The organism is Nocardioides sp. 31GB23, assembly GCF_040012395.1.
In the GTDB taxonomy this organism is placed as follows: Bacteria; Actinomycetota; Actinomycetes; order Propionibacteriales; family Nocardioidaceae; genus Nocardioides; species Nocardioides salarius.
Genome location: NZ_JBDYKJ010000065.1, coordinates 17,450 through 27,223 on the forward strand (window position 1 = coordinate 17,450; position 9,774 = coordinate 27,223).

Sequence of the window (9,774 nt, forward strand, 5' to 3'; positions counted from 1 at the left end):
CGCGGACGAGCACACCCTCATCCCAGTCGTCCCCGGCATCCCAGGAGCCACCATGACCCACCACGAGCTCACCACCCCCGACCCCGTCGACCTGCACGTCGAGATCGGCAGCGGGCTGGTCCACCTCGACCTCACCGACCGGACCGGCACCACCACGGTCCGCGTCGAGGGCCGCGACGCGGCGCAGGTCGCGGTCGACCACGACGGCGGCACCGTCAGCGTCGTCGCGCCGCGCCGCGGCCTGCTCGGCGCCGGCACCAGCCCCCTGCAGGTGCACGTCAGCGCCCCGCCGAGCAGCCGACCGGCGATCCGCACCGGCAGCGCCGGCGTCGTGGTCGAGGGCGTGGCGGGCGCCACCCGGGTGCGCACCGGCTCCGGTGACGTACGCCTCGACGTCCTGCAGGGCGAGTCGAGCGTCGAGACCGGGTCGGGCGACCTGGGCGTCGAGCACGCGCGGGCCGGGCTGCGGGTCAAGACCGGGTCGGGGCAGGTGCTGCTCGGGGACCTCGGCGCCGACGCGACGGTCTCCACGGGGTCCGGCGACGTGCGGGTGCGCCGCAGCGCCGGCGCGTTCACCCTCAAGACCGGCTCGGGCGACCTGCGCGTCGACGAGGCCGGCGGCGACGTCTCCATGAGCTCGGGCAGCGGCGACCTGCTCCTGGGCCGCATCACCCGCGGCCGCGTCGACGTCAAGGGTGCCTCGGGCGCACTGCGCGTCGGGGTGGCGCCGGGGACCCCCGTCTGGGCCGACGTGCGCACCCTCTCCGGCCGCATCCATTCGGCGCTGCCGCCCACCGGGGCGCCCGCCGACGGGCAGGACCACGTCGAGGTGCACGGCGTCCTGGTCAGCGGCGACGTCACCCTGCACGAGGCCTGACCCCTGCCCTGCCCCGACCCCTCCGCACCATCCACCACACATCGACCCAGGGAGAGCCCCATGAACGAGCAGCACACGATGATCGAGGCCGAGGCCCGCGCGCTGGTCAGCGACCGCCTGGTGCGCGCCCGCGCGCCCCGGATGCCCGCCACCACGCTGCCGCGGCACCGGCTGGCGCGCGGCCTGCGGCGCGTCGCCGACCGCCTCGACCCCTGAGGCCGTAGCCCCCGCCGGGGGCTACGGCTCAGCGCGACGCGCAGGCGACGCAGGTGCGGGCGCCCGGTCGGACCTCGAGCCGCGCGACGGGGATGTCGCGCCCGCACCGCTCGCACACGCCGTACGTGCCGGCGGCCTCGCGCTCGAGCGCAGCGTCGAGGTCGCCGAGGCGCCGCTCACCCTCGCGCAGCAGCGCGGCGACCTGGGAGCGCTCGAAGGCGATGGTGGCGCCCTCCGGGTCGTGCTCGTCGTCGGCGTTGTCGCGCTCGGAGGCGGCACGGAAGCCCTCGAGGTCGGCACGCAGCAGCGCGAGCCGCTCGAGCACCTCGGCGCGCTCGGCCTCGAGCCGGGCCCGGGCGCCCGCGGGCACGCTCACAGGAAGCGGGCCGAGGCCCACCGCGACCCGACGTCGAGGTGGGGGTAGGCCTGGTCGATGCCCGCGTAGACGTCGCGGTAGTGCCGCGCCACCTGGGCCACCAGCTCGTCGGGCAGCACCTCGGTGGTGCGCGGGGTCTGGTTGGGCCGGGACTCGGTGTCGGGCTCGATCGGGGAGAGCCCCAGGTCGGCGGTCAGGGCGGCCAGCGAGGCGGGCTCGAAGAGCGTCTCGTAGAGCACCACGTGCACCTGGTCGGCGGGCAGCGCCTCGCGCACCCGCCCCAGCGTCAGGTCGTAGCGGGTGCGCGCCGCGACCTCGTCGCCGGTGTGCAGGCGCCGCACCCAGTCGGCCGAGCCGCCGGGGTAGCGGGAGGGCTGGCGCATCTGCATCATCCGCACCGCCGACCAGATCCGCTCGACGGGGTCGCGCAGCGACATCAGCACCCGCATCTGCAGCCCGCGCCGCTCGACGCCCTCGCGCAGCATCGCCAGGCGCGGCGCGCCGAGGCCGCCGTACGCCGGCGTCAGGTCGCCGGTCAGCCGGGCCCGGCCGGGCCCGACCAGCGAGGCGAAGTAGTCGAAGTAGGAGTCCGGGTCGAGCATGAACGTGGCCTGGCGCAGCGCGCGCACGTCGGCACTGCGACCGCCCGTGGCCAGCGTGTCGAGGGCGGTGCGGCCGCGCTTGAGCACCCGCTTGAGCCCGGGCAGGTCCTCGTCGAGGTCGAGCCGGTCCCAGACGTGGTACTCCTTCATGAAGCCCAGGTCGGTCTCGGCGGAGGAGCCGAGGTAGTCGTGCAGCCAGGCCGTGCCGCCCTTCTGGCAGCCCGTGCCGAGCAGGAAGACCGGGCGGTCCTCGTCGGGGTGCGGGTCGTCGGCCGGAGCCATCAGATCGTGGTGCGGTGGAAGCTCTGGAACGAGCGCGAGGGCGTCGGGCCGCGCTGACCCTGGTAGCGGCTGCCGTACTTCTCCGAGCCGTAGGGGTGCTCCGAGGGTGAGGTGAGCCGGAAGAAGCAGAACTGCCCGATCTTCATGCCGGGGTAGAGCTTGATCGGCAGCGTGGCGACGTTGGCCAGCTCGAGGGTGACGTGCCCGCTGAAACCGGGGTCGACGAAGCCGGCGGTCGCGTGGGTGAGCAGGCCCAGCCGGCCCAGGGACGACTTGCCCTCGACGCGCGCGGCGATGTCGTCGGGCAGCGAGACGACCTCGTAGGTCGAGCCGAGCACGAACTCGCCGGGGTGCAGGATGAACGCCTCGTCGCCCTCGGGCTCGATCATCCGCGTCAGGTCGGACTGGTCGGCCGCCGGGTCGATGTGCGGGTACTTGTGGTTCTCGAAGACCCGGAAGAACCGGTCGAGGCGCACGTCGATCGACGACGGCTGCAGCATCGTGGGGTCGAACGGGTCGAGGGCGACCCGCCCGGCGTCGATCTCGGCCATGATGTCGCGGTCGCTGAGGAGCACGGGCGCCAACCTACCGCCCGCGACCCGCCCGCGGGAGCAGCCGGGCACCCGGGGAGAATGGTGGCCATGAGCTCGAGCCCCCGCTTCGCCCGCTACGTCGCCCTCGGCGACTCCTTCACCGAGGGGGTCGGCGACCACGACCCCGCGCGTCCCAACGGGGTGCGCGGCTGGGCCGACCGGGTCGCCGAGGTCCTGGGCGCGCACGACCCCGGCTTCGCCTACGCCAACCTCGCCATCCGCGGCCGCAAGCTGGCGCCGATCCTCGACGAGCAGCTCGAGCCGGCGCTGGCGCTCGGGCCCGACCTGGTCACCGTCTACGCCGGTGCCAACGACATCATGCGGCCCTCGGTCGACCTCGACACGCTGCTGGCGTCGTACGAGGAGATGATCGCGCGGCTGCGCGCCGCCGGGGCCGAGGTGCTCGTGTGGACCTCGGCCGACCCGGGCGGCTCGGCGACGTACAAGCTGGTGCGCGACCGGTTCCGCCGCTACAGCGAGGGCGTGCGCGAGATCGCCGCCCGCCAGGGCGCGCGGGTGCTCGACTACTGGCACCTCAGCGAGTACGCCGACTGGCGGATGTGGGACGCCGACCGGATGCACATGGGCCCGGCCGGCCACCAGCGGATGGCGATCGAGGTGCTCGACACCCTCGGGGTCGCCCACGGCCTGGAGCCGCTGGTGCTGGCCGACCCCGGCCCGACGTCGTGGGCGCAGCGGCTGCGCACCGACGCCACCTGGGTGCGCAGCTTCCTGGTGCCGTGGGTGCACCGCCGGGTCACCGGACGCTCGTCGGGCGACGGGATGGCACCGCGCTACCCCGAGTACACCCGGATCGCACCGGCCGGCGCGTGATCGTCTAGCATGGCCGCGCACCACCTCGGTGGTGCGTGCGGACGTAGCTCAGTTGGTAGAGCGCGACCTTCCCAAGGTCGATGTCGCGAGTTCGAGTCTCGTCGTCCGCTCCACGAATGCCTCCCCCGCCCCCTCGGGCGTACTCTCGAGGCGAATGACCGTCCGCTCGAGCCCGCCGGGCCGCTGCGCAGACGGTCGAGAGGCACACGTCATGACGACGGCCACCGCACCCTCCTCCCCCGCCTCCTCGCCGGCCGGACCGCCCGCCGCCGGCCACCTGCGGCTCCGGCTCACCGAGCACCAGGGCCACGACCACCTCGACGGCGGGTGGTGGCCGCACAGCCGCGACCTCAGCGTCGAGCTGCGCGAGCTGGTCGACGGCTTCCCGCCCGATCGGGGCCGCATCGTGCGGGTCCTCTACTCCCCGCCGGCCTGGGAGAACCGCCCCACCCGCTCCCTGCCGGTCGCCGCCGGCCAGGTCAAGGTCGGGTTCTTCCCCCACGACGACACCCACCTGGTGCACCTGACGATGACGGACCGCAGCGTGTGGCTGCTGGCCGTCGTGCCGCCGGAGTTCAGCGACGGGCACGGCGAGGAGGCGCTCCTGGCCGCCGCCACCCCCGGCAACCACCACGACGCGAGCGACCTCCTGCACACCGTCGAGGGCGAGGCCGCGAGCATCGTCGCCGACCACTGGGCCGCCGGCGTCTGAGGTCACCCGCCCGGTGGGCTCGCGGCGTCCTAGGCTCGGGGCATGACTCCACCAGCGACCAGCGGCGCGGGCGGGGCCCCCGGTGAGTTCACCGGCTTCCCGTCCGCCGCCCTGGACTTCTACGACGACCTCGAGGTCGACAACACGAAGTCGTACTGGGAGGCCCACAAGCACGTCTACGCCGCGTCGGTGAAGGCGCCGATGACGGCGCTGTGCCAGGCCCTGGAGCCGGAGTTCGGGCAGGCCAAGATCTTCCGGCCCTACCGCGACGTGCGCTTCGCGAAGGACAAGACGCCGTACAAGACCCACCAGGGGGCGTTCGTCGCGGTGGGCCCGGCGACCGGCTGGTACGTCGAGATCTCGCCGCGCGGCCTGCGCACGGGGGCCGGGTTCTACGAGGCAGCGGGCACCCGGCTGGCCTCGTTCCGCGAGGCGGTGGCCCACGAGCGGTTCGGCCCCGAGCTGGAGTCGCTGGTCGCCGCCGCGGTCGCCGAGGGCTTCGAGCTGGGCGGCGAGCGCCTCAAGACCTCGCCGCGCGGATTCGACGCCGACCACCCGCGCATCGAGCTGCTGCGCCACAAGTCGCTCACGCTGGGCCGCTCCCACGGCTTCGAGCCGGTCATCCACACCCCCGCCGCCCTCGACCTGGTGCGCGACGACTGGCGGACCCTGCGTCCCGTCGTGGAGTGGCTGGCGCGGCACTGCCAGGACTGAGGTCCGCCGCCGGGTCAGGGGGCGCGGTAGGTGGCCATCGTGCGCTCGGGCTCCCAGAAGGCGCGCATGGAGCGCACCCGGCCGTCGTCGCCGACGGTGTAGACCATGACGAGGTCGGTGTGGGTGGAGCCGCCGTCGGCGAAGGCGGTGTGGATGGTGCCGACGTTGGCGCAGGTCGAGCCGTTGGCGAAGGACTTCCTGATCTCGAACCGGAAGGTCGCGATCGGCTCGATCGCCAGGCGCCAGAACGCGGCGATGCCCTCGTGGCCGTGGTGGCCGCGCCCCTCGGGGTCGAACATCGAGGGACCGACGGGGTCCTCCAGCACCGCGTCCTCGGCGTAGACGCCGAGCCACTCCTCGAGGTCACCCTTGGCCACCGCGGAGTACGAGCGCATCGAGGCCGTCCGGGCGGGGTGCTCGTCGAGCGTGGCGTGCCACTCCACGGCGGGTGAGCTGATGGCGGACGGGAGCGAGGTCGTCATGCGAGGCATCGTAGGACCCAAGTGGAACATGTTCTAGTGCTGGACGGGTGCGAGGCCAGGGCGTCGACGAGCCGTGACGGCGACGACACCCGCAGTTCACCCGCCCGCCGCGAGGCGCTGCGAGCGTGAGCACCATGAGCAAGCGCAGGTTCGTCCTCCACATCGGGCTCGAGCACACCGGCGCCGACGGCGTCGCGGCCGGGCTGGCCGAGCACCGCGAGCGGCTCCTGGAGCTGGGCGTGCGCAGCCCCGCCCGCACTCCCGACGACTCGCTGCGCGCCGCGATCGAGATGCGGCGGCTGCACAAGGCCTGGGGCTTCAAGCGGCGCGAGGTCGAGGGCGCCTGGGCCGACCTGGTCCGGCGCGCCCGCAAGCAGGGCGCCACCGCACACGCTGCGGTGGTCGTGAGCGAGGAGCTGCTCGCGGGCGCGTCGCCCGACCAGGTCGCGCTGCTCCTGGACTCCCTGGGCGGCTTCGACGTGCACGTCGTGGCGACGCTGCGCGACCCCGCCTCCCAGCTGGTCGACGGCTGGGCGGGGGCGGTGCGCGCCGGCGGGTCGCTCTCGCTGCGCCGCTACTCGCGCCGCGTGCTCGACAGCGGCCGCGAGACCGAGGAGGCCCGCGACTTCTGGGCCGGCCAGGACGTGGCCGCGGTCCTGCAGCGCTGGCGCTCCGAGCTGCACAGCCCCGACCGCCTGCACGTCGTCGTTCCCGCCCCCGGCCAGGACCGCACCGAGGCCACCTGGCGCACCATCGCCGAGCTGGTCGGGGTCCAGGCCGAGGGCCTGCCGATGCGCGAGCCCGAGCGCAGCCCGCTCGGCCCGGTCGGCCTGGGCGTGCTGCGCCACGTCAACCGTGCGGTCGACGGCCGCGCCCAGGTCCGCGAGTCGCGCGCCGCGCTCGACGAGCAGCTGCGCGCCCACGAGCCCGACGGGCTGGGCCAGAGCACCACGGGCGGCCTCTCGCCCGAGCTGCACGACGAGCTCTGCGACCTGGCCGACGCCTGGGCCAAGGCGGTCGCCGAGGGCGGCTACAGCCTGGTGGGCGACACCGCCCACCTGCAGCCGGCCTCCCCGCTGGCGCTGGGAGCGGCGTACGCCGCCGACACCAGCACCACCGACCAGCGCCTGGCCTCGGCCACCGACGCCCTGGCCGACCTGCTCGTGGAGACGACGCGGCTGCGCGAGCACAACGACGAGCTCGAGGCGCGGGTGGCCAAGCTGGCCCGCAAGAAGGCCACGCTCAAGGCCCGGCTCGCCGCTGCCATGGGCTAGTCACCCGGTCGAGGGACGCCGGGCGTCAGTGCGGCTGCCAGGCGTCCTCGTCAGCGGTGCGCTCGGTCACCTGTGCCGGCAGGTCGCGGTCGGCGAGCTGCCGGATCGAGACCTGCTCGAAGACGTCGCGCAGCGAGCGGCGGGCCGCGATCCACACGTGCTGGAGCACCTCGGCGGACTCGTTGTACTCCACCGCCTCGGGACGCAGCCCGTAGACCGAGACCAGCGGCCCGTCGACGGCGCGGATCACGTCGGCCACCGAGACGCCCTCGGGCTCGCGCGCCATCCGCCAGCCACCGGACTGCCCGCGCTGCGACATCACGATGCCCGCGCGGCGCAGGTCGGCGAGGATCGCCTGCAGGAAGCCGTGCGGGATGTCCTGGACCCGGCCGAGCTCCTCGGCGCTGACGGCCTTGCGGTCGGTGCGGCCCGCCATCTCGATCAGCGCCCGCAGGGCGTAGTCGGACTTCGCGGAAACTCGCACGAGTCCAGTGTCTCAGACGAGTCGATCAAGCAACTCGACTATCAGGGTCCGCGACCCGGCCGGGTGATCCTGTTGCGAGTCAAGTTACTGGCCCGTACCATTCAAGTTACCGACCAGTATGACCTGCGTCTGCCGGCCGGCCGTAGACCTGACGACGAAGAAGGTGGGGGCCGTGAGCCACTACAAGAGCAACCTGCGCGACATCGAGTTCAACCTGTTCGAGGTCCTGGGCCGTGACGAGGTGCTGGGCACCGGTCCCTTCGGCGAGGTCGACAGCGACACCGCGCGCGAGATCCTGGCCGAGGTCGACCGGATGGCACGCGAGGAGCTGGCGGCCTCCTACGAGGACAGCGACCGCAACCCGCCGGTCTTCGACCCCGAGACCAGCACCGCGCCGATCCCCGAGTCCTTCAAGAAGAGCTACCAGGCCTGGATGGACTCCGAGTTCTGGCGCCTGCAGATCAACGAGGAGCTCGGCGGCACCCCCGCCCCCTCGAGCCTGGTCTGGGCGCTCGGCGAGCTCGTCCTCGGCTCCAACGCCCCCGTGTGGATGTACGGCGCCGGCGCGCCGTTCGCCGGGGTCGTGCACCGCAACGGCAACGAGCGCGACAAGCGCATCGCCGAGATCATGGTCGAGCGCCAGTGGGGCGCCACGATGGTGCTGACCGAGCCCGACGCGGGCTCCGACGTGGGTGCCGGCCGGGCCAAGGCCACGATGAACGACGACGGCTCGTGGAACATCGAGGGCGTCAAGCGCTTCATCACCTCGGCCGAGCACGACATGAGCGAGAACATCATGCACCTCGTGCTCGCGCGCCCCGTGGGCGTCGAGGGCGCGGGCGGGCCCGGCACCAAGGGCCTCTCGCTCTTCCTGCTGCCCAAGCACCACTTCGACCACGAGACCGGCGAGCTGACCGGTGAGCGCAACGGCGTCTACGTCACCAACGTCGAGCACAAGATGGGCATCAAGGTCTCCAACACCTGCGAGGTCACCTTCGGTGAGAAGGAGCCCGCCAAGGGCTGGCTGCTCGGCGAGGTGCACAACGGCATCGCCCAGATGTTCCAGGTCATCGAGAACGCCCGGATGATGGTCGGCACCAAGGCCATCGCCACCCTGTCCACCGGCTACCTCAACGCGCTGGAGTTCGCGAAGTCGCGCCAGCAGGGCGCCGACCTGACCCAGTCGGGCGACAAGACCGCCCCCCGCGTGGCGATCACCGCCCACCCCGACGTCCGTCGCTCGCTGATGGTGCAGAAGTCGTTCTCGGAGGCGATGCGCTCCCTGGTCTTCTACACCGCGGCGTGGCAGGACAAGATCATGGTCGCCGAGCACGAGGGCACCATGGACACCGAGGAGACCAAGCTCGCCGAGGCCGTCAACGACCTGCTCCTGCCGATCGTCAAGGGCTACGGCTCCGAGCGCTCGTGGGTGCTGCTGGGCACCGAGTCGCTGCAGACCTTCGGCGGCTCCGGCTTCCTGCAGGAGTACCCGATCGAGCAGTACGTCCGCGACGCCAAGATCGACACCCTCTACGAGGGCACGACCGCGATCCAGGGCCAGGACTTCTTCTTCCGCAAGATCGTCAAGGACCAAGGCAAGGCGCTGGGCCACCTCGCCGCGCAGATCCAGGGCTTCATCGACAGCGAGGCCGGCAACGGTCGCCTGAAGAACGAGCGCCAGCTGCTGGCCACCGCCCTCGACGACGCCAACGCGATGGTCGGCCACCTCATCAACGACCTGATGAGCGCCCAGGACGAGATCCGCAACATCTACAAGGTCGGGCTCAACACCTCGCGCCTGCTGATGGTGCTCGGCGACGTCGTCTGCGCCTGGCTGCTGCTGCGCGGCGCCGAGGTCGCGCTGGAGAAGCTCGGCGGCGACGTGTCGGCCAAGGACAAGTCGTTCTACGAGGGCAAGGTCGCGGCCGCGCAGTTCTTCGCGTCCTACAACCTGCCCAAGATCAGCAGCGAGCGGGCGATCGCCGAGGCGGTCGACCTGTCGCTGATGGACCTCGACGAGGCCGCGTTCTGACCTGAGGCACAGCACGACCACGGGCCGCCGTCGGCCCCGCGCGAGCGGGTGCCGGCGGCGGCTCGGTGCTTGACGCCCATCCCGCTGGACCGACCGTGCCTTCGGGTTGGCGAGGCCAGACAGCCGGCTGCGGCGGTGTCGCCGTCGGAAGGTCCGACGCCCCCCCGAACCATCCGCTCGTGCCGAGGTCCGTGCAGCCCGGGGACTCCGCTCCGGGCTCGTAGCCGAACGGGCACAACGCTTCGCCAGGCAGCCCCGACACCGGCTCTCCGCAGGGGCGCACGGCGCGACGGGCC

12 protein-coding genes and 1 tRNA gene are annotated in these 9,774 nt (G+C 73.0%); 8 read left to right on the forward strand and 5 right to left on the reverse strand.

Annotation, left to right across the window (positions count from 1 at the left end):
• The first annotated feature begins 52 nt into the window (after positions 1–52).
• Together ABKW28_RS18000 and ABKW28_RS18005 are read left to right on the forward strand one after the other, a co-directional pair.
• On the forward strand, positions 53–877 hold the full coding sequence (locus ABKW28_RS18000) for a DUF4097 family beta strand repeat-containing protein (protein WP_348612173.1): 825 nt from the start codon (positions 53–55) through the stop codon (positions 875–877).
• A 60-nt stretch (positions 878–937) separates the two neighbouring features.
• Positions 938–1,093, forward strand: coding sequence for a hypothetical protein (locus ABKW28_RS18005; protein WP_193668364.1), 156 nt, complete (start codon positions 938–940; stop codon positions 1,091–1,093).
• A 28-nt stretch (positions 1,094–1,121) separates the two neighbouring features.
• Here ABKW28_RS18005 and ABKW28_RS18010 read toward each other — a convergent pair whose 3' ends face one another.
• From ABKW28_RS18010 to dcd, 3 genes are read right to left on the reverse strand one after another with little or no spacing between them, the layout of a single operon-like run.
• The gene (locus tag ABKW28_RS18010; protein WP_348612175.1) at positions 1,122–1,463 is read right to left on the reverse strand and encodes a TraR/DksA C4-type zinc finger protein; all 342 of its coding nucleotides are present in this window, start codon (positions 1,461–1,463) and stop codon (positions 1,122–1,124) included.
• Between the two features lie 2 nt (positions 1,464–1,465).
• Entirely contained in the window at positions 1,466–2,353 is an 888-nt protein-coding gene (locus ABKW28_RS18015) for a hypothetical protein (RefSeq protein ID WP_348612177.1), read from the reverse strand.
• Complete coding sequence (gene dcd, locus ABKW28_RS18020) at positions 2,353–2,928, reverse strand: dCTP deaminase (RefSeq protein ID WP_193668370.1); 576 nt, start codon at positions 2,926–2,928, stop codon at positions 2,353–2,355. The genes ABKW28_RS18015 and dcd overlap by 1 nt, the downstream gene beginning before the upstream one ends.
• Positions 2,929–2,994: 66 nt before the next feature.
• Between dcd and ABKW28_RS18025 the strand changes: the two genes are divergently transcribed.
• The 4 genes from ABKW28_RS18025 to ABKW28_RS18040 all read left to right on the forward strand — a co-directional run bounded on the left by ABKW28_RS18025 (position 2,995) and on the right by ABKW28_RS18040 (position 5,206).
• The gene (locus ABKW28_RS18025; RefSeq protein ID WP_348612179.1) at positions 2,995–3,780 is read left to right on the forward strand and encodes an SGNH/GDSL hydrolase family protein; all 786 of its coding nucleotides are present in this window, start codon (positions 2,995–2,997) and stop codon (positions 3,778–3,780) included.
• Between the two features lie 37 nt (positions 3,781–3,817).
• Positions 3,818–3,893: transfer RNA gene (locus tag ABKW28_RS18030), tRNA-Gly, on the forward strand.
• A 98-nt stretch (positions 3,894–3,991) separates the two neighbouring features.
• Positions 3,992–4,492 (forward strand): DUF5994 family protein, encoded by a 501-nt coding sequence (locus ABKW28_RS18035; RefSeq protein ID WP_348612181.1) that lies wholly within the window; start codon positions 3,992–3,994, stop codon positions 4,490–4,492.
• Positions 4,493–4,534: 42 nt separating this feature from the next.
• Positions 4,535–5,206, forward strand: coding sequence for a DUF2461 domain-containing protein (locus ABKW28_RS18040; protein WP_348612183.1), 672 nt, complete (start codon positions 4,535–4,537; stop codon positions 5,204–5,206).
• 14 nt (positions 5,207–5,220) lie between these two features.
• Here the strand turns inward: ABKW28_RS18040 and ABKW28_RS18045 are convergent, their stop codons facing one another.
• The gene (locus ABKW28_RS18045) at positions 5,221–5,688 is read right to left on the reverse strand and encodes a nuclear transport factor 2 family protein (RefSeq protein WP_348612185.1); all 468 of its coding nucleotides are present in this window, start codon (positions 5,686–5,688) and stop codon (positions 5,221–5,223) included.
• A gap of 134 nt (positions 5,689–5,822) precedes the next feature.
• Between ABKW28_RS18045 and ABKW28_RS18050 the strand changes: the two genes are divergently transcribed.
• The gene (locus ABKW28_RS18050; protein WP_348612189.1) at positions 5,823–6,962 is read left to right on the forward strand and encodes a hypothetical protein; all 1,140 of its coding nucleotides are present in this window, start codon (positions 5,823–5,825) and stop codon (positions 6,960–6,962) included.
• A 25-nt stretch (positions 6,963–6,987) separates the two neighbouring features.
• On the opposite strand, the gene ABKW28_RS18055 is transcribed toward ABKW28_RS18050, so the two are convergent.
• Positions 6,988–7,446: an Rrf2 family transcriptional regulator gene (locus tag ABKW28_RS18055; RefSeq protein ID WP_193668380.1), complete on the reverse strand. Its 459-nt coding sequence runs from the start codon at positions 7,444–7,446 to the stop codon at positions 6,988–6,990.
• A 172-nt stretch (positions 7,447–7,618) separates the two neighbouring features.
• Here ABKW28_RS18055 and ABKW28_RS18060 point away from each other — a divergent pair, with 172 nt between their 5' ends.
• The gene (locus tag ABKW28_RS18060) at positions 7,619–9,478 is read left to right on the forward strand and encodes an acyl-CoA dehydrogenase (RefSeq protein ID WP_348612191.1); all 1,860 of its coding nucleotides are present in this window, start codon (positions 7,619–7,621) and stop codon (positions 9,476–9,478) included.
• Positions 9,479–9,774: the final 296 nt, after the last annotated feature.